Genomic DNA, 19,526 nt, shown 5'->3' on the forward strand with positions numbered 1-19,526 from the left:
GCGGATCTATGCAGATTCTTTAGAGGACCGGGAAGACTTGCAGCAGGAGATCCTTATCCAGCTTTGGAAATCCTATCAGACCTTCAAAGGGAACAGTGAGTTTTCTACCTGGATGTATCGGGTTGCCATCAATACTGCTATTACATATTTAAAAAAAGAAAAGCAGAGATCCAATAACCACACAGATGCTCCTACTTATTTTGAAGTACAGCAGGAAGATTATAATCCCACAAAGGACAGGCAGCTGGAAATCTTCTACGGTGCCGTTCAGGAACTGAATTCCTTAGAAAAAGCAGTTATATTCTATTTCATGGAAGGGATGTCTCACAAAGAAATAGGGAATAATTTAGGACTCAGTGAAGGCAATGCCCGTGTAAAACTCAACAGAACAAAAGAAAAAATACAACAAATCATAAAAAAATCAGGCTATGAATTTTGATCAATTAAAAGAACAATGGAATAACGAAGGCGGCAGCGTCCATATTCCTGATACTATAGAACAATTAAAAGAAAGTAAACATCCTATAGAAAAGATTCAAAAGAGTATGAAAAAGGAATTTCCTGCACAGGTTCTTTCCATCATACTTATTGGGTTATTCCCGCTACTATTTCAATTTCCCTCTTCACAGTATATTATTTATTATATATCTTACGCTGTATTGGTAGTAGTATCCTGTTATTATCTATTCGGATTTTATCAATTTTACAAACAAGCAGAACTTTATACCGGAAATACAAGAAACAGCCTGTGGAAAATCTATCATGAGCTCAAGTTAAACATGGAGAGATACCAGTCTTTTGGTTTCTTGCTACTTCCCCATTTTCTAATAACCCTGGGTTTAATCGCCTTTAATATGTTGGAGAAAAAGGGTGAATCGCTAGCTGATATTACTAATAAACATCAACTATCACTCATTTTATTAGTATTGATAGGCGTTTTTGCTATTGTAGTAAGCATTATCTTATGGACAAAATATATTTACGGACCCAGTGCCAGACAACTGGAAAAGATCCTGAACGAAATGGAAGAATAGTTTAACCGCTTTTTATACACCCTAAAAATGAAGTCTCAGAGAATATCTGAGGCTTTGTTTTTTAAAAAATCGTTATTTCTCATCTTCAAATTTATCTGAGGTTTTATTTTTCCGTAAATTTGCAAATCAGAAATAAATCATTATAGATTGTCAGTTATTTTCATCTAATACATGATTTTCTGAAGTATAAAAATTCTGTACTATGCTATCAAAAATAAATCCAACACAAACTAATAGCTGGAAGGCACTTGATGAACACTTCGGTGGAAATGATTTTGATCTTAGAAGCCTTTTCCATTATAACCCGAACCGTTTTAGTGAGTTTTCTCTGCAAAAGGACAACTATCTTTTTGATTATTCTAAAAATCTAATCGATTCAAGAACCAAGGAGCTTTTATTACAATTGGCTGAAGAAAGCCAGTTAAAGGATGCTATTTCTAAAATGTTTTCCGGTGATAAAATAAATGAAACGGAAGGAAGAGCTGTTCTTCATACGGCATTAAGAGATTTCTCTGACCGTGAAATTCTTGTGGATGGAGAAAACATCAAACCAAATATTAAAAGAGTTCTTGACCATATGAAATCTTTTTCTGAGAAAATTATTTCAGGAGAGCACAAAGGTTTCAGCGGAAAAGAGATCACTGATGTTGTCAACATTGGTATTGGAGGCTCAGATCTGGGACCTGTAATGGTTTGTTCAGCTTTAAAGCATTTTAAAACAAGATTAGATGTTCACTTTGTTTCCAACGTGGACGGAAATCATATCGCAGAAGTGGTAAAAAACTTAAATCCTGAAACCACTTTATTCATCATTGCTTCCAAAACATTTACCACTCAGGAAACAATGACCAATGCAAATTCAGCTAAGGATTGGTTCCTAAAAGCTGGAAAACAGGAAGATGTTGCCAAACATTTCGTTGCGCTGTCTACTAATATTGAAGCCGTTAAAAAATTCGGAATTGCTGAAGAAAATATTTTTGAGTTCTGGGATTGGGTAGGCGGAAGATATTCACTTTGGAGTGCTATCGGATTAAGCATTGTTCTTTCTGTAGGATATGAAAACTTCGAACAGCTTTTAAAAGGAGCTTTTGATACAGACCAACACTTCCAGACTGCAGATTTCTCTGAAAACGTTCCTGTATTAATGGGACTTCTTGGGATCTGGTATCGTAATTTCTACGCTGCAACAACTTATGCAATCTTACCTTACTCTCAGTATTTGGACAGATTTGCGGCCTATCTTCAACAGGGAGATATGGAAAGCAACGGAAAATGTGTAGATAGAAATGGTGAATTCGTAGAATATGAAACGGGACCTATTATCTGGGGAGAACCAGGTACAAACGGTCAGCACGCTTTCTACCAGTTGATCCACCAAGGTACAGAATTGATTCCGGCAGATTTTATTGCCTATGCAAAAAGCCCGAACCAAGTTTCTGACCATCAGGATATATTATTAGCGAACTTTTTCGCTCAGACTGAAGCACTTGCCTTCGGAAAACTGGAAGAGGAAGTTGAAGAAGAACTTAGAAATTCAGGGAAATCTGATGAAGAAATAGACAGATTGATCAATTTCAAGGTTTTCCACGGAAACACTCCTACCAACTCTATATTATTCAAGGAATTAACTCCTTTTTCATTAGGCCAGCTGATCGCTTTGTATGAACACAAAATTTTCGTTCAGGGCGTAATCTGGAATATTTTCAGCTTCGACCAGTTTGGAGTGGAATTAGGAAAAGTATTAGCCAGTAAAATCCTTCCTGAGCTTGAGAACAATGAGGCAATAAGCTCTCACGACAGCTCTACCAATGGATTGATCAGTTACTATAAAGAAAATAAATAGTACGTAAAAAGAAAGTAAAAGTAAATCTATAAAGTAAAAAAGTAAAAATGGCAGAAATTCTTGACGGACTTAAAGTATCCAAAGAAATAAAAGCAGAGATCAAGGTTGAAGTAGACAAGATTCTCGAAAGCAAAAGAAGAGCTCCGCATTTGGTGGCTATTCTTGTAGGAAATAATGGAGCAAGCAAAGCCTATGTAAACTCTAAAGTGAAAGACTGTGAGGAAGTAGGATTTCAGTCCAGCTTAATTAAATTTCCTAGTACAGTTTCCGAATCTGAATTACTAGAAAAAATTGACGAGCTTAATAAATCTAAAGCAGTAGACGGATTTATCGTTCAGCTGCCTTTACCAGATCAGATAGATCAGGAAAAGATCATCAATGCTATTGACCCAAGAAAAGATGTGGATGGTTTTCACCCTGAAAATTTTGGAAAAATGGCTCTTGAAATGGATACATTCTTGCCAGCAACTCCTTTTGGGATTTTAACATTATTGGAAAGATATAATATTGAAACCAAAGGAAAAGACTGTGTAATTATCGGAAGAAGTAAAATTGTAGGAAGACCAATGAGTATCCTGATGGGAAGAAAAGATTTCCCTGGAAACTCTACTGTTACCCTTACACACTCCTACACGAAAGACATCGAAGAGTACACAAGAAAAGCAGATATTGTTATTACCGCTTTAGGAGATCCTCACTTCTTGAAAGGAGATATGATCAAGGAAGGAGCCGTAATTATTGACGTGGGTATTACAAGAGTAGATAACGACTCTCCGAAAGGATATTACCTTGCAGGTGACGTAGATTTTGACAGCTGTGCTGCAAAAGCAGGCTGGATTACACCGGTACCTGGAGGAGTAGGCCCAATGACAAGAGCAATGTTGATGAAAAATACCATCATCGCTTACAAAACTTCGGTCTATAACGACTAATTTTAAAATGAATAAAGAAGAAGATATTTTATTAAAAGAAGGTAAAATGCTCCCTGTAATGGAGCATTTTTACACTTTACAGGGAGAAGGAGCACACACTGGAAAAGCCTCTTATTTTATCAGACTTGGAGGCTGCGATGTCGGCTGTCACTGGTGTGATGTAAAAGAAAGCTGGGATCCGAAACTTCACCCTTTGATGAATGCAGTAGAAATTGCAGAAATGGCTGCCAAACATTGTAAAACAATTGTTTTAACGGGTGGTGAGCCATTAATGTGGAATTTAGAAATATTGACCTCCAGACTAAAAGAACTGGGGTGCACAGTACATATCGAAACTTCGGGAGCTTATCCTATGAGCGGGCACCTTGACTGGATTACGCTTTCTCCAAAGAAAACAGGATTACCTAAAGAAGAGATCTATCAAAAGGCCAATGAACTTAAAATGATCATTTTCAATCAGCATGACTTTACATTCGCACAGGAGCAGGCTTCTAAAGTTTCTGAAAACTGCAGGCTTTATCTTCAAAGCGAATGGAGCAAGAGAGATGATATGTATCCTAAGATCACAGACTTCATCCTGGAACATCCGGAATGGCAGGCTTCAGTTCAGACTCATAAATATCTGAATATCCCTTAAAAAAGCGTAAATTAGCTGGTCTTATAAGCTATAATACCTTTAGATGCAGAGAATTCGATACTCTAGATACTTGAAATCGATCATTATGTTGCTTGACCTCATGGTTATTGCATCTATTTTCATATTCTTTTTTATAAGCAGAAACGAAAGTTTAAAATACGATAAAGAAACCTGGTATCAAAATATTTTTTCTCTGATTCTGTTGTTTTTGTTCTGGGTACTTCTGAGTGGCAGAACAAAAATATACAACATTCCGAGAAACCTTACGTATACCTTGTTTCTTGAACGCCTCTTAATCCATTTCCTCTTTTTTATACTTGGCGTTCTGCTTATAGGGAAGGTAAGTAATAATTCATTTTTCAATTCGGATATTTACTGGCTTTCATTTTATCTCTTTATTTTCATCTTCCTGACAAAGTCATTGATCTATTTTGCGATCAAATATTTACGATCTCTGGGAGCCAATTACAGAAATGTAATGTTTTTAGGAGACCATCAGTCTACAGATATCCTGAAGAATATCTTTATGGACCGTAAAGACTATGGATACAGGATATTTGAATATGAAAGTTCTGATATCAGCATCAGTGAACTGGTTACTTTCTGGAAAAAAAACGAAATTCACACCTTGTTTTTATCCATGGAAAACTCTTATGATGAAAAGATTGAGAATGAGATTTTCAAACTGGCGGAGGATAACAAGATTCATATTTCATTGATTCCGAGTATCACGCAAAGCGATTTTTTCCTGTATGATCTTGGATATATACAAACTCAGCCGGTCCTTAATCAGGCAAGATATCCATTAGATTATTATTCCAATTTTCTAATGAAAAGAACTTTTGATATTTTCTTTTCTATCCTGATATTGACTTTGATCTGCTCCTGGGTATTTCCAATTATTGCCATTCTTATTAAGACGACTTCCAAAGGCCCGGTCTTTTTCCTTCAGAAAAGATATGGTTTTCATGAAGAGGTTTTTAACTGTATCAAATTCAGAACGATGATTGTGAACGATGAGTCTGCAACGAAAACAACCTCTGTAAATGATTCCAGAATTACCAAAGTAGGTAAATTTTTAAGAAAAACCAGCCTTGATGAGCTTCCACAGTTCATTAATGTATTGAAAGGTGAGATGTCTGTCGTAGGACCAAGGCCGCATATGCTTTCTGTAGACAATTATTATAAACCAAAAATCGGAAGATACAGCCTAAGGAGTATGGTAAGTCCGGGAATTACGGGATTGGCACAGGTGAATGGATTGCGTGGTGATTTTGGAGACGTGGAAGTAGAAATGAAAAAAAGAGTGCTGGCGGATGCTTTCTATGTAAGAAACTGGAGCTTTGTACTCGATCTGGTCATTATTTTAAAAACCGTTTTATTGGTTATAGGAGGTGATAAAAATGCCAAATAAAGATCATAATATGGTAAATATTGAAATAATTTTAACACAAAACCAGGCTTTAGTCTTATTCTCGACTCTAGCCCAATTAAATAAAAAAGTCTAATTTAGCAGTATGTTAAAAAAGTTTTTCACAGCAGTAGGGGAATACATGATCCTCTTGGGAAAATCCCTGCAGAAACCTCAGAAAATGAGAGTTTTCTGGAAGCTGTTCATGAGAGAAATTAATGATTTGGGAGTGAATTCTTTCGGACTTGTCATCTTCACATCCATCTTCGTGGGGGCTGTAGTTGCTATTCAAATGTTCAATAACTTCGATGCTTCTTCATTTCCTATTCCGCCTTCATTTGTAGGATATGCTACAAAAGCGGTATTGGTTTTGGAATTCGCACCTACGATCATCAGTCTGATCTTAGCAGGTAAAGTAGGATCCTATATTGCATCCAGTATCGGAACAATGCGAGTTTCCGAACAGATAGATGCTCTGGATATTATGGGAGTAAATTCACCCAATTTCCTGATCCTTCCGAAAATTATCGCATGTATGATTTTTAACCCTCTTCTTATCGCTATCAGTATTGTATTCGGTATTGGTGGAGGCTATATTGCCGGGATTTTAACAGGAAACTGGACTGAAAACGACTATATTGTTGGTATTCAAATGTATATGCCCAATTTATTTGTTTACTATGCATTTACCAAGACAACCGTTTTTGCTTTTATCATTGCTACTGTACCGTCTTATTTCGGATACAATGTAAAAGGAGGATCTTTGGAAGTAGGTAGGGCCAGTACACAGGCAGTGGTATGGACAATGGTATTTATTATCATTTCCGAATTAATTTTAACCCAATTAATATTAAGCTAATGATTGAGGTAAAAGATCTTAAGAAAAGTTTTGATGATGTTGAAGTACTGAAGGGAATTTCAACTTCATTTGATAAAGGAAAAGTAAACTTAATTATTGGGCAGAGTGGTTCCGGGAAAACAGTTTTTCTAAAAAGTCTGTTGAATGTGTATATGCCATCTTCAGGAGAAATTTTATTTGACGGTCGTAATGTAAACACCATGAACAGAGATGAAAAACAGCATCTTCGTGCAGAAATCGGAACGGTATTTCAGGGAAGTGCATTATTTGATTCCCTTACGGTGGAAGAGAATATTATGTTTCCTCTTGATATGTTTACCAATCTTACCTATAGAGAGAAAAAGAAAAGAGTCTTTGAGGTAATCGGAAGAGTACACCTTGATAAAGCTGATAAAAAATATCCTTCAGAAATTTCAGGAGGAATGCAGAAAAGGGTTGCCATTGCCAGAGCCATTGTCAATAATCCTAAATATTTATTCTGTGATGAGCCCAATTCCGGACTCGATCCGTATACTTCAAAGATCATTGATGATCTTCTTTATGAAATCACAAAAGAGTACAACACGACTACCATTATCAATACTCACGATATGAACTCTGTGATGACGATTGGCGAGAAAATTGTATACCTTCGATTGGGAATCAAAGAATGGGAAGGGAACAAAGACATTCTGATTACTGCAGGCAATAAAAATCTGATTGATTTCGTTTATTCTTCAGAACTGTTTAAAGAGCTGAGAGAATATTTACTTGAGAATAATAAAACGATTGAAAATACAAATACAAAAATAGACGATAATGAAAAAGGTACTTAGTATAGCGTTATTAGGGTTTTCAATGTGGGCTTCTGCGCAGATTTCTCTGGCAGGTAAGGCTAACTTAATTTTTCCTACAGGCTCACCTTCATGGTCCAACATTAAAGGAACAGTGAATGATGCCATTGACGGAACAGGTAAAAATAATGTAGGTTTCAATGTGGGACTTTCATTAAAAGTGGGTCTTCCTACTTCACTGTTTGTGATGCCGGAAATCTATTATACTCATTTCAAAAACGAGTTTACTACACAGAACACTACTTTTGATGTTAAAAGCAACCGTATAGATGTCCCTGTGCTTTTGGGATACAATCTTTTAGGAAATATGCTGGGTGTTTTCGTTGGACCTGTCGGAAGTTTTAACTTAAATAAAGACAATACTTACAACGATTTTAAAGAAAATGCTAAAAATGATTTTACAGTAGGATATCAGTTTGGGGCTCAGCTTGAAATCAAAAAGTTTCTTGTAAATGCAAGATATGAAGGTGCTTTCAGTAAGGATGAAAGAAACTTTATCAACAGAGTTTCCGGTTCGGAAATCAGATATGACAACAGACCTAACTTGTTTATGGTAGGTTTAGGATATAAATTCTAATCAAATATCGAAAATAACAATTTTTAAACCCTCAAATTAAATTTGAGGGTTTTTATTTTGATCTTCAAGTTCAGCCTGGCGCTTTGCAATTTCTGCAGCCTGCTTTTCTAGCTCTTCTTTATCTTTCTGAAGCTGTTTGAATTCTTTTTTCTTCTGTTCCGCTTTGATAGCGCTTCCCTTACTTAAATATCCTACCATTCCTCCAATGATAAGTCCTATCCCAACGCCTGCCATCACTCCCATGATGTGAGAAATTTTTATTTGTTCTACGGCAAAATCAGTTGTTAGATAGAAAAGTAATGCAGAAACAGCCAAAAGTATAAGTCCGGTAATTGATAAACTCTTCATAATATTGTGTTTAGGTGGTTGTATAAAAAAGCCTTACCAAATTTACTAAAAATTTAATAAGGCCTTACTCAAGATTAAAATTCTAATTATATTTTTCCTCCCGCAGCCTTATAGTATTCTAATGCTTTCGGAAGATCTTTGTTGATATCTGAAATTCTTGTTTCCGGATTCGGGTGGGTAGATAAGAACTCAGGTTGTCTTGATCCTGTAGATGCTGCTTCCATTCTGTTCCAGAAAGGAATTGCTGCTCTCGGATCATATCCTGCCATAGACATCAGGTAAAGCCCCATTTCATCAGCTTCAGATTCCTGACCTCTTCCGTATTTCAATAAAGCAACCTGTGAGCCGATAGGATATACCTTCTGGAAAACACTTGCCCATTGTGAATTTGAGATCGTTCCTCCCAGGATAGCCCCTCCGTACTGAGCAACCATTGCCTGAGAAATTCGTTCGTTTCCATGTCCTGCCAACGCGTGAGACACCTCATGCCCCAATACTACGGCAAGACCATTATCGTCTTTGGTAACCGGTAATATTCCGGTGTATACAGCGACTTTACCACCAGGCATACACCAGGCATTCAGCTCGCTGCTCTGCAAAAGATTGAATTCCCAGCTGTAAGTAGCAAGATCTGCTGATCTTCCTATACTCTGGTAATATCTTTCTGCGGCGCTCTTGATTCTACTTCCTACATTTACCACTCTTTTTGCATCTGCTGTACCGGTAATCACTTTACCTTTAGACAATGTCGTTCTGTATTCCTGTGAAGACATTGTTAAAATTTCCGAATTGTTGGCCAGCTGTAAAGAAGACCTTCCTGTAATCGGGTTTGTAGTACAGGCAGCAGCCAACAGAGCAACAGCTCCCATTCCAAATAGATGTGTAACTTTCATAGTTTGAGTGTTAATAATTCAACCTTTACAATTTTTATTCCAAAATATTTCAGAAAGAATATATTTGCATACATTTTGCTATTTAAATGTAATAATTATTTCATTATGAAAAAGTATATTTCTTTACTGAGTATTTTTGGATTTCTGTTCTTTTTTCAAAGTTGTGCATCACAGGGTTCATTAGATCCGAAAATCGTGAACACCTTGGTAGATTCTCAGGAGTTTACGTTCCATGCGGAAAGAGCCAATCCTACGAATTATGATGTCATCAATGTCATGAATTCTATGCCTAATTCCACTGCAACAAGATTGCTTAATCTGAATGGAGATTATACGATTGATATAACTAAAAATACACTGGACGTAGTATTACCTTACTTCGGAAGGGTATTCAACCCAAGCTATGGAAATACAGGTGACAGCAGCTACAGATTCACTTCAAAAGATTTTACTGTCAATAAAACTCAGAATAAAAAAGGAACCTGGACATTAAAGTTCAAGCCTAAGGATGTAAGAACCGTAGATGAAGTCAATATTGAGATCTTTAAAAACGGTAAAGCTTTCGTTTCTATGAGAAGTAATGACAGACAACCTATTACTTATGACGGATATGTTTCTAAAACTGAGGTAAAGCAGGAAAAAGAGAAACCTTAATCCCTGTTTTCGTTAGATAAAAATTTCTCTACAAATAATTTTGCTTCAGTACTTGGATTGGAAACCATAGCTGAAGCATTTTTTTTGTGCATGTGGTAAGCTTCTTCCACGGCATTGCTCTTTTTCATCAGGGACAAAATATATTCCTGAACCCAATATTCAAAGCGCTTTTCAGCCTGCTGAACACGAATTTCCTCAAAACGTCCTGTTTTCTTTTTCAGATCAATAAATTCAAAGATTTTATCATAGACATCCTGCAATCCTTCATTATACAAAGCAGAACCCAATAAAACAGGGATTTTCCATCCTTTTTCTTTAGGAGGAATAAAATCCAGTGCTCTTTTTAATTCTAATCTTGTATTTTTTGCTTTCTGGAGATTGTCCTTTTCTACCTTATTGATGAAAATAAGGTCTACCATTTCCATGATCCCGCGTTTTATTCCCTGCAGCTCGTCTCCTCCTCCAATGATTTTAAGGAACAGAAAAACATCAGTAATGTCTGCTACCAAGACTTCTGACTGCCCTACTCCCACTGTTTCAATCAAAATATAATCATATCCTGCAGCTTCGCAGATCATCATCGTTTCAAAAGTAGTATTGGCTACACCTCCCAGAAATCCTGAGCTTGGGGAAGGGCGTATGAATGCATTTTCTTCTTTGGCCAGTTCTTCCATCCTGGTTTTATCGCCTAAAATACTCCCTTTGTTGATCGCAGAACTCGGATCAATAGCTAAAACCGCAACTTTTTTGCCCTGAGCTATAACCAAACGTCCGAAGTTTTCTATAAAGGTAGATTTTCCAGCTCCGGGAACTCCCGTTACCCCTACCCTCAAGGAGTTTCCGGTAAAAGGCATGATCTTCTTTAAAAGTTCTTCTGCCTGTTGTCTGTGCTCTGCTTTTTTACTTTCAACCAATGTAATAGCTTTTGCAATCAGGCGTTTGTTTCCTGACTGTATTCCTTCTATTAGCTCTTCTGTAGAAAATTTCATTGATTCAAAATTAATAATTAAAATGCGAATGATCAATAGCCGGCTCATAATGATCGGCAAAAGATTTACATTGACTTTATTTACAATTATCAATTTCTCATCAATTCAATTTTTATTTCTTCTAAATTAAAACTACAAAGCCCTGTATCAACGGGTTAAGGAATTTATTACATTTGTTATATATCAAAAAAAGAAACATGAAAAAACTCATCGCTGCGGCTTCGTTTACTGCTATCCTGCTGGTTTCCTGTACGCCAAAAGCTACTACATCTGCTGCTACTGCAGGAACTTCAACATCAACTGCAGAACAGATTGCTCAAGGGAAAACTATTTTTGAAAACTCTTGTGGAAGATGCCATAAACTCCCTGATCCTGCTTCACACAATCCTGTGCAATGGGTAGGTATTATGAATTCTATGGCTCCAAAGGCAAAACTAACGGATGAACAGCACCAATGGGTTTATGATTATATTGTTTCTGTGAAGAAGTAATCATCAAACAAAAATAGGGTATGAAAAAATTCATTTTAAGCGGTATTGCAGCATCAGTATTTCTGGTATCCTGCGGACCAAAAAGTGTGGCTGTAACAGGGCCAAAGTATACCTCATCTGAGCAATTGACACAAGGAAAGACCATTTTTGAGAACTCCTGTACAAAATGTCATAAGCTTCCAGAACCTACCAAGCATGACGACAAGGGATGGATCAATACGTTAAGCAGAATGGCCCCAAAGGCTAAGCTTACTGATGACCAGCACCAAATGGTGTATGATTATCTGATCTCTGTTAATAAAAAATAAGCTTTCTAACGAAAGCTTATTTCTTTTAAGTATAATCAAAAAAGATTATTCTGCCTTTTTTACGGTTCGTGTTCTGGTCACCTTTCCTTTGACTAATTTTTCTCTGTCTTCAAGTACTTCAAGTGCAGCGCGAGTGTAAGCAAACTTTTTAGCTTCTTTAAGTGTTGTCAAAGCCTGTTTGTACTCAAAGTTTCTTTCCTGTAGAAGAGACAGGCAGTTCAGAATTTCAGACTTATCGATTCCTTTTATCTTTAAAGCAAATTCAATTAATTTTTCTGCCTCCTTGTAATCTTCATTATTCAAAAGACATTCGATATAATACTTGGGAGTATTGATATTTCCGATGTTACTCTGCATGGCTTCATCAAAATATCTCTTTGCAGTTTCGTAATCTTTCAATTCCTCCGAATATACTCTTCCCATGAGACAAAGGCTGTCTGCATCTTCAGGCTCATAAGACAGGGCATAGTTAAGCGCATCCATACATTCGGAAAGATTGAATGGAAAATAATCTAATGCTTCAAAATAATATTTACTCTTAGTTAAGGTCATTTTTGTAGTTTTTAAGGTCATTTTTCAAGGCATTTCTTTGTTTTTTGAATGTCTTGTCTGCGTAATTCTTTTTAAAATCTGTTCCTGAAAATGTACGAACCGGATTTCCGCGTTCTATCTGCATCTGAAGAGACCAGGTTTCTTTCAGCTTTCTTTCCAGCTGTTGAATATAAACCGCCATTACTTTTTCTTTTAATCTGATAACGGATAGCTTTTTATTTTCCAGCTGCGAACGGGAATCCTGTACAAAAACAGTTTCTCTGGTAAGAATATGAGTGGCGCGTACAGCGGTATTCACCTTGTTTACATTTTGTCCTCCACTTCCCTGGCTTCTGGCGGTTTGGAAACGGATATCTTTTTCATTGAAGTCAATCATTTTTAGATTTTCAAGTTCAAAAATCCCGATAAACCAGTTGCTTCTTTTATGCAGTTTTCTGAATGTACTTTTTCCTATCCAGCAAACACTTCCTAACCAGTTTTTTAAAAACAGAGTTACTCCTTCTCCTTTTAAAAGCACAGTCACCGATTTCAGTGTCAGGTTTTCATCACCATTCTCACGATGAATGATTTCGTATTCTATTGTATTTTGTTTTGCCTCTTCAAGAAAGGTCTTCAGAACCTTGGCTGCTACCCACTGGCATTCTAAAGGACCTCTTCCTGAAGTGATCTGTATTAATTTTTCCATTTTTTATGTTGGCGTTTTGCTTAATAAAGGGTGTCCTAGCGGATCTATTCCCTTTTGTAATAAATCTTTGGCAGCCATCACTGCCCAGCATTTGTCGCTGGAATGAATGTTTCTGTAAAATGAAAGTAAAACATCAGGTTTCACAACTGTAAAACCATTGGCTTCAATTGTTTCAAGATCATCTCTTTCAAAGAAGTCTATCGTAATTCTATGGAATTTATCATTGTCCCATTCTACCGTTTTTTCATACCTGCGAAAGTTTTCCTCACTCGGCAGATGATCATATCGGGTCCAGACTTTCTGAAACCCTTCCTGCTGAAGAATGATTACGACTTCTACTACGTTCTCTTTCTTTACAAAAACATCAATATCCTTGTGGTCATGAGCGTGTTTATACTCCGTATGTCCTCTTTCAGACATAAAATGCCATGCCCAGCCTCCTGATAAAATGATTTTATCTTTTAATGTATCTAAAATTTCGAGCCCCAACCGGATTCTAAATTCCGGCCAGACTTCACCGTATATTTTTATGTTATGTGGTGCTCCCATTTTTTTGTTTTTTAAATTGAATATTTTAAACCTTATAGATTTTAAAACATTTCCTTATTAAACCTTATAGGTTTTTGAAACCTATAAGGTTATAAAGTATTACACTAGCTATTTGTCCATTCTCACAATTCTTGGCTGGAATGTTCCCAGAATATCTACCAGTTCGCTCTGCGCATTCATCACTTCATTGATGTTTTTGTAGGCCATAGGTGCTTCTTCTGCATTTCCACCTATAAGCGTGACATTTTTTAATTTCAATTCTTTTTTGATATCATGCTGAGTGAAAAGGCTTCTGCATTCTCCTCTTGAGTGTGCTCTTCCCGCACCATGTGATGCTGAATTCAGAGACTCCGGGTTTCCTTTTCCACGAACGATAAATCCTTTTGCCGTCATGGATCCGGGAATCATTCCCAATTCATTTTCATGGGCAGGAGTAGCTCCTTTACGGTGAACAATCACTTCTTTTCCGTTATGAATTTCTTTCCAGGCAAAGTTGTGATGGTTTTCAATTCTGGCTTTTACTCTTCCACCGACTGCTTTTACCAGTCTTCTGTGAATATCATCATGACAGGCTGAGGCATAATCTCCCGCAAGATTCATCGCTGTCCAGTATTCCAGGCCGAGATGTGTACTAAGGTCCAGCCAGGCGAAGTTTTGAGCTTCCTTGGGTAACGGACACTGCTCTGTTGCCACTCTTGAGTAATACTGTGCAATCTCTGCTCCCAGCCCTCTAGAGCCGCTATGAGAAAGGATTCCCAGATATTTTCCTTTTGGCAGACCAATCTGTTTGTCTTCTTCGGTGATTTCTACTTCTCCGAACTCCACAAAGTGATTTCCTCCTCCTGAGGATCCCATCTGTTTGATTGCTTTCCCTTTTAATCTTCTTAAGATCGGGATCATATCGAATGTATCTCTGTCAAAAATCTCGTGATCTATGTGAGATTTATGAGTCTCATACATCCCGAATTTTGTATGTTCGGCAAGCGCTTTTTCATACTTATCTCTTGCTCCTTCAAGATATGAAATAGGTGTATCCAAAATACTGAGGCTCATTCTACAGCCAATATCCATTCCTACTCCGTAAGGGATTACTGCATTTTCCACCGCCAGAACTCCGCCGATCGGAAGCCCGTACCCGCTGTGGGCATCAGGCATTAATGCTCCCTGAGTAGAAATAGGCAGCTTCAAAGCAGTATACAACTGATTTTTTGCCTCTTCTGAAATATTATTTCCAAAAATCTGAAATGCAGCTCGCTGTGAATTCAGCATTCTTTTTTCCGTCTTTTTGGATGAAAGCAAGGTTTCTGCGATTTGTCCGAAGGTGAGATCTTTTTCAAAATTCTCCGGATTCAGCAGGATTTCCTTTAAAAGAGATTTTACATGGTGAATATTTTTCGTTGCAAAATTTCTTTTCATGACTTCCAATGCTACGTTTACGCTTTGGTTATTTGGATAGCCCAGTTTTAATATATCTTTTCCTTTTAGTTTTAAATTTCCCATTGTTTTTGTTTTAAATAATAACAGGACCTATACGTCCATAAAGCTTTCTGCAATCTCTGTTGCAGACATTGTGCAGTCTATATATTTCCTGCTTTTGATAAGATGTAAATCTTCTTTTTTCGTGCGCCATGAATTTGATTTACCATAAATTGTTTTGTGAACAATTCCGGCAATGGTATGGTCCCTTAAATAAGCTTCCAGTTCCGCATATTCTTTTTCCAGTTCAAAGTCTACAGGCTTATAATGGGTAACCATATTGACCTTTACACGTAAAATAAACCTCCATGGCTCAGTAAATTCGTAGTACACTTCATTGCATTTCCGATAGGGACAATATTCTTCGTATTTCAGAAAATATTGTCGCTCTTGTACAGTGAGTCCAAATTTTGGATCATTCCAAGACCAGGAAGAAATACACTTCAGCTTTTGCTCTTTTTCTACATATATTCTTTTACCGAATTTTCTCTTCTTCTTAAGAAACTGACGGCTTTCAGAGTACATATAAGTATTGATTTTCTTCAGAATTCCTTCGAAAAGTTCTCCGTCTTTGGATCTCATTACGTCGTCCCTGACAACAAAGAATCTTACAAATCCTCTTTGATAAGGATCATCTAAAGGAATCCATGGGATATTTCTTTTTATATCCCAGAGCTCTTCACTACGTTTATACTTTTTTCTTATTTGCTTTATTACATCTTTTCTAATAGTTCTTTTCCTGCTTCTCACGCTTCTCAGGCGGAAAAACAGAAGGTTATCATTTTCCATTGTTAACAGAAGTCTGATGTGAGATAGTAAAAGTTCTTTATTTTATCTCACACAACTCTTAATCAACTAAAATACTAGTTGAATGGATTAATAATAGACAATAACAGTTTTGAGGAGTATACCTCATCCTATTTTGCCGTTTATGACACTAAAAAAGATTTCGGGGGAAACTTGAAGTTTGAAATATTGCGCAATAAAAAACCCGAAATCTCTGCGACTTCGGGTTTTGATATTGTATTGTACTATTATTCTAAGAATGTACCAAACCGCGAAGCCTTGCCACCATAAGGGGCAATCCAACTGTAGAATTCTGTTTTGTTCTGAACATTGCTTCGTCGTTTTTTATTGGTTAAACTTGATTTTCAGGTGCAAATATATAAATTTTTCTGATAATCAAAATATTTTTTTCACTTCAGGTGAATAATACTGAGAAAAATGGCATCAATAACTTTGGTCATTCGTTTCGTATCCAACGTTTCCAACGTATCGGTAGTTTCGTGATAATTTTTGTTTCTGAAAAAAGAGGTATCGGTGATCATCAGGGCAGAATACCCAAATTTCCAATAGTTAAGATGATCCGAATAATCGGTTCCTGATATGAATTTTGGTGCTGTAAATGTTTCTGTTTTTATTTGATTGGCTTCTTTAAAATTTCCGCTGAAATTATTAACAAATTTCCCGGCTCCGAATTTTTTGACCAGAGTAATAAAATCTCCTTTATCTCCATATACCCATGAAAGAAGACCTAGAGGAAAGCTCTGAGAACCTTTTTCATCCCGGAAATAACCAATCATTTCTACACTTGCCATTCCATATACATCTATATTCTTGTCTTTTAAGTATTTTGCATGGATATAGCTTCCCATATTTTCGGTTCTGAAATAAGGTGGTTCTTCCAGTGTATAGGCGACAAGATCTACTCTGTAGTTCAGCTTCTGTCCTTTAAGCATTCTTGCCAGCTCCAAAAGGGCCGTAACTCCGGTTGCATTGTCATCCGCACCCTGCTGGTCTCCACAGACGTCATAATGGGCTCCTATAATAATTCGCTTCTTATTCTCTGTTCCAAAGGAAGAGATCACGTTTTTATATATTTTTCCATCAACTTTATATTCCTGGAAAGAAGTGCTGTCACTGTAAGCAGTAAAAGTCTGATGAATATAATCTGCCACTGTATTCAGCTGGTCTATATTTTTATGATTCCGAAACTGCGGCGTTTGGGTAAGTGCTGTTAAGTGTTTCTTTACCCAACCGGTATCTGCGTGTATTGGAGAGCTTTGTACTGATGTATTTTTCTTTCCGGAAGCCATCAGAAAAACACCTGCAATAACAAATAAGCCGACAAGAAAAAGAAGTTTTTTCTTTGTCGGCTTTATTATATTTTTCAGACTCATAGTGTATGCTTTTAATCTCTTTGTTGAAATTAAAGCTTTTCTGTTTATTTTTCTAAAAATCTTTCTAAAATTTCTACGGCACATTTCGGAAGGTTTGTTCCCGGACCAAAAATAAAGTCAGCACCGTTAGCATACAAGAATTCATAATCCTGCTGTGGAATTACTCCTCCTACAACAATGGTAATATCATCCGCTCCCAGTTTAGCCAATTCTTCCACTACCTGCGGAACCAATGTTTTGTGTCCTGCAGCCAATGAAGAGACTCCTAAAATGTGAATATCATTTTCTACAGCCTGTTTAGCTACTTCTTCGGGAGTCTGGAACAATGGAGCCACATCCACATCAAATCCCATGTCGGCAAATGCTGTTGCCACAACTTTTGCTCCTCTGTCGTGACCATCCTGGCCCATTTTAGCCACCATTAGTCTTGGACGGCGTCCTTCTTCTTCTTCAAATTTCTGAGTCAGATTAAGGGCTTTTTCAAAGTATTCGTTTTTACCGGCATTCATTGCGTATACACCAGAGATTGTTCTAATATTTGCTTTATATCTTCCAAAGGTTTCTTCCATAGCATCACTCATCTCGCCAAGAGTAACTCTTCTTCTCGCGGCTTCGATACATAGTGCCAGAAGGTTTCCTTTTCCTGTTTTTGCACTTTCACGGATTTCATTCAGGATCTGCTCAACGGCATCAGTATTTCTTTCTGCTTTTATCGTTTTCAGTCTTTCGATCTGCTTTCTGCGGACTTCTGTATTATCAATATCCAGGATCTCTATTGCGTCCTGTTTCAATGAAGACTTGAATGAGTTCACTCCAATAATGAATTCTTCTCCACTGTCGATCTTAGCCTGTTTTTTAGCGGCAGCTTCTTCAATTCTCATTTTAGGAATTCCGGCTTCAATAGCTTTTGTCATTCCTCCTTCCTGCTCTACCTCGTTGATATACCTCATCGCTTCTTCAATCATTTGCTGAGTAAGGCTTTCTACAAGGCTACTTCCTCCCATCGGATCTACAACATCACATATTCCGCTTTCCTGCTGAAGAATGATCTGTGTATTTCTGGCAATTTTTGCTGAATAATCTGTAGGAAGGGCAATGGCTTCATCCAGTGCATTGGTATGAAGAGACTGTGTGCCTCCTAGAGCCGAAGATAAAGCTTCAATGGCTGTTCTTGTGATATTATTGAAAGGTTCCTGCTCTGTCAAAGACCATCCGGAGGTCTGAGAATGGGTTCTTAGTGCCAGAGATTTTGGATTCTGAGGATTAAACTGTTTTAAAAGGGTTGCCCAAATGTACCTTGCAGCACGCATTTTAGCAATTTCCATGAAATGATTCATCCCAATTGCCCAGAAAAAGGATAATCTCGGAGCAAAATCATCTACTTTCATTCCAGCTTTGATTCCTGTTCTTACATATTCCAAACCATCTGCTAATGTATAAGCCATTTCCAGTACTGGCGTAGCACCAGCTTCCTGCATATGGTATCCGGAAATAGAAATAGAGTTGAATTTTGGAATGTTCTGCGAAGTATATTCAAAAATATCTGCAATGATCTTCATCGAAGGTGCAGGCGGATAAATGTAGGTATTTCTTACCATGAATTCTTTCAGAATATCATTTTGAATTGTTCCTGAAAGCTGATCTTGTTTCACCCCCTGCTCTTCTGCTGCAACGATATAGAAAGACAAAATAGGAAGTACTGCACCATTCATCGTCATCGATACGGAAATCTGATCCAATGGAATTTCATTGAAAAGAATTTTCATATCTTCTATAGAATCAATGGCAACTCCTGCCTTTCCTACGTCCCCCACCACTCTTGTATGATCTGAATCATATCCTCTGTGAGTCGCCAGGTCGAACGCTACAGAAAGTCCTTTCTGACCGGCAGCAAGATTTCTTCTGTAAAAAGCATTAGATTCTTCAGCAGTAGAGAATCCGGCATACTGACGGATTGTCCATGGTTTCTGAACATACATGGTGGAATACGGTCCTCTCAGATATGGTTCAATTCCTGGAGAAGTCTGCGTTAATGATTCATCTTTTACATCTTTTTTCTCATAGGATGATTTAAGTTCAAGCCCATCTTTTTCAAAATTGTAAATCTCTCTTTCCTGAGGTGATACACTAAAATCAGGTTTTTTCACAGAAATTGTCTTTCGCATTCCAATTATTTTTGTCTGCGTAAAGTTAATTTTTTTGAGCGAAACATGAAACTTCTGTTAACGTTCTGTTTTTCTAAGTTTTAGTAAAAGAAAAAGGCCGGGCAAATGCC

General features: G+C 37.2%; 22 protein-coding genes. 12 read left to right on the top strand and 10 right to left on the bottom strand.

Annotated features, from left to right (window positions below; all coding sequences use genetic code 11):
* Positions 1-4 precede the first annotated feature (4 nt).
* From DBR39_RS19435 to DBR39_RS19475, 9 genes are all read left to right on the top strand, one after another.
* Entirely contained in the window at positions 5-439 is a 435-nt protein-coding gene (locus DBR39_RS19435; protein WP_410494267.1) for an RNA polymerase sigma factor, read from the top strand.
* The gene (locus DBR39_RS19440; protein WP_124535859.1) at positions 429-1,034 is read left to right on the top strand and encodes a hypothetical protein; all 606 of its coding nucleotides are present in this window, start codon (positions 429-431) and stop codon (positions 1,032-1,034) included. Before DBR39_RS19435 ends, DBR39_RS19440 begins: the two co-directional genes overlap by 11 nt.
* Positions 1,035-1,236: 202 nt before the next feature.
* Positions 1,237-2,877, top strand: coding sequence for a glucose-6-phosphate isomerase (pgi, locus tag DBR39_RS19445; protein WP_124535861.1), 1,641 nt, complete (start codon positions 1,237-1,239; stop codon positions 2,875-2,877).
* A 47-nt stretch (positions 2,878-2,924) separates the two neighbouring features.
* Entirely contained in the window at positions 2,925-3,809 is an 885-nt protein-coding gene (locus tag DBR39_RS19450) for a bifunctional 5,10-methylenetetrahydrofolate dehydrogenase/5,10-methenyltetrahydrofolate cyclohydrolase (RefSeq protein ID WP_103232232.1), read from the top strand.
* Positions 3,810-3,816: 7 nt separating this feature from the next.
* Positions 3,817-4,446, top strand: coding sequence for a 7-carboxy-7-deazaguanine synthase QueE (locus tag DBR39_RS19455; RefSeq protein ID WP_103232231.1), 630 nt, complete (start codon positions 3,817-3,819; stop codon positions 4,444-4,446).
* 85 nt (positions 4,447-4,531) lie between these two features.
* Positions 4,532-5,860, top strand: coding sequence for an exopolysaccharide biosynthesis polyprenyl glycosylphosphotransferase (locus DBR39_RS19460; protein ID WP_228447877.1), 1,329 nt, complete (start codon positions 4,532-4,534; stop codon positions 5,858-5,860).
* A gap of 103 nt (positions 5,861-5,963) precedes the next feature.
* Entirely contained in the window at positions 5,964-6,716 is a 753-nt protein-coding gene (locus tag DBR39_RS19465) for an MlaE family ABC transporter permease (protein WP_124535865.1), read from the top strand.
* Entirely contained in the window at positions 6,716-7,531 is an 816-nt protein-coding gene (locus DBR39_RS19470; RefSeq protein WP_124535868.1) for an ABC transporter ATP-binding protein, read from the top strand. The genes DBR39_RS19465 and DBR39_RS19470 overlap by 1 nt, the downstream gene beginning before the upstream one ends.
* Entirely contained in the window at positions 7,515-8,126 is a 612-nt protein-coding gene (locus DBR39_RS19475) for an outer membrane beta-barrel protein (RefSeq protein ID WP_124535870.1), read from the top strand. Before DBR39_RS19470 ends, DBR39_RS19475 begins: the two co-directional genes overlap by 17 nt.
* Positions 8,127-8,162: 36 nt before the next feature.
* On the opposite strand, the gene DBR39_RS19480 is transcribed toward DBR39_RS19475, so the two are convergent.
* Together DBR39_RS19480 and DBR39_RS19485 are read right to left on the bottom strand one after the other, a co-directional pair.
* Entirely contained in the window at positions 8,163-8,474 is a 312-nt protein-coding gene (locus tag DBR39_RS19480; protein ID WP_103232226.1) for a hypothetical protein, read from the bottom strand.
* 86 nt (positions 8,475-8,560) lie between these two features.
* Entirely contained in the window at positions 8,561-9,367 is an 807-nt protein-coding gene (locus DBR39_RS19485) for a M48 family metallopeptidase (protein WP_103232225.1), read from the bottom strand.
* Positions 9,368-9,472: 105 nt separating this feature from the next.
* On the opposite strand from DBR39_RS19485, the gene DBR39_RS19490 reads away from it, so the two are divergent.
* On the top strand, positions 9,473-10,021 hold the full coding sequence (locus DBR39_RS19490) for a DUF4251 domain-containing protein (RefSeq protein ID WP_124535872.1): 549 nt from the start codon (positions 9,473-9,475) through the stop codon (positions 10,019-10,021).
* Here DBR39_RS19490 and meaB read toward each other — a convergent pair.
* Positions 10,018-11,010, bottom strand: coding sequence for a methylmalonyl Co-A mutase-associated GTPase MeaB (gene meaB, locus DBR39_RS19495; RefSeq protein WP_103232223.1), 993 nt, complete (start codon positions 11,008-11,010; stop codon positions 10,018-10,020). The genes DBR39_RS19490 and meaB overlap by 4 nt on opposite strands.
* Before the next feature lie 197 nt (positions 11,011-11,207).
* Between meaB and DBR39_RS19500 the strand changes: the two genes are divergently transcribed.
* Entirely contained in the window at positions 11,208-11,501 is a 294-nt protein-coding gene (locus DBR39_RS19500) for a c-type cytochrome (protein WP_103232222.1), read from the top strand.
* A 20-nt stretch (positions 11,502-11,521) separates the two neighbouring features.
* Positions 11,522-11,809 carry a cytochrome C gene (locus DBR39_RS19505; protein ID WP_124535874.1) on the top strand — a complete coding sequence of 96 codons (288 nt, stop codon included), beginning with the start codon at positions 11,522-11,524 and terminating at the stop codon, positions 11,807-11,809.
* A gap of 45 nt (positions 11,810-11,854) precedes the next feature.
* On the opposite strand, the gene DBR39_RS19510 is transcribed toward DBR39_RS19505, so the two are convergent.
* The 7 genes from DBR39_RS19510 to scpA all read right to left on the bottom strand — a co-directional run bounded on the left by DBR39_RS19510 (position 11,855) and on the right by scpA (position 19,416).
* Positions 11,855-12,361 carry a tetratricopeptide repeat protein gene (locus DBR39_RS19510; protein ID WP_124535876.1) on the bottom strand — a complete coding sequence of 169 codons (507 nt, stop codon included), beginning with the start codon at positions 12,359-12,361 and terminating at the stop codon, positions 11,855-11,857.
* Positions 12,348-13,046, bottom strand: a complete 699-nt coding sequence (gene prfH, locus DBR39_RS19515) for a peptide chain release factor H (protein ID WP_124535878.1) — start codon at positions 13,044-13,046, stop codon at positions 12,348-12,350. Before prfH ends, DBR39_RS19510 begins: the two co-directional genes overlap by 14 nt.
* Before the next feature lie 3 nt (positions 13,047-13,049).
* Positions 13,050-13,595 carry a hypothetical protein gene (locus tag DBR39_RS19520; RefSeq protein ID WP_124535880.1) on the bottom strand — a complete coding sequence of 182 codons (546 nt, stop codon included), beginning with the start codon at positions 13,593-13,595 and terminating at the stop codon, positions 13,050-13,052.
* A gap of 108 nt (positions 13,596-13,703) precedes the next feature.
* Complete coding sequence (locus tag DBR39_RS19525; protein WP_124535882.1) at positions 13,704-15,095, bottom strand: RtcB family protein; 1,392 nt, start codon at positions 15,093-15,095, stop codon at positions 13,704-13,706.
* Positions 15,096-15,122: 27 nt separating this feature from the next.
* The gene (locus DBR39_RS19530) at positions 15,123-15,860 is read right to left on the bottom strand and encodes a hypothetical protein (protein ID WP_124535884.1); all 738 of its coding nucleotides are present in this window, start codon (positions 15,858-15,860) and stop codon (positions 15,123-15,125) included.
* A 407-nt stretch (positions 15,861-16,267) separates the two neighbouring features.
* Positions 16,268-17,251 carry a M28 family peptidase gene (locus DBR39_RS19535; protein ID WP_228447878.1) on the bottom strand — a complete coding sequence of 328 codons (984 nt, stop codon included), beginning with the start codon at positions 17,249-17,251 and terminating at the stop codon, positions 16,268-16,270.
* 44 nt (positions 17,252-17,295) lie between these two features.
* A complete protein-coding gene (gene scpA, locus DBR39_RS19540; RefSeq protein WP_124535886.1) occupies positions 17,296-19,416 on the bottom strand; it encodes a methylmalonyl-CoA mutase in 2,121 nt (706 codons plus the stop codon).
* Between the last annotated feature and the right edge of the window lie 110 nt (positions 19,417-19,526).

It is taken from the genome of Chryseobacterium sp. KBW03 (assembly GCF_003852415.1).
GTDB classification, from domain to species: Bacteria; Bacteroidota; Bacteroidia; order Flavobacteriales; family Weeksellaceae; genus Chryseobacterium; species Chryseobacterium viscerum.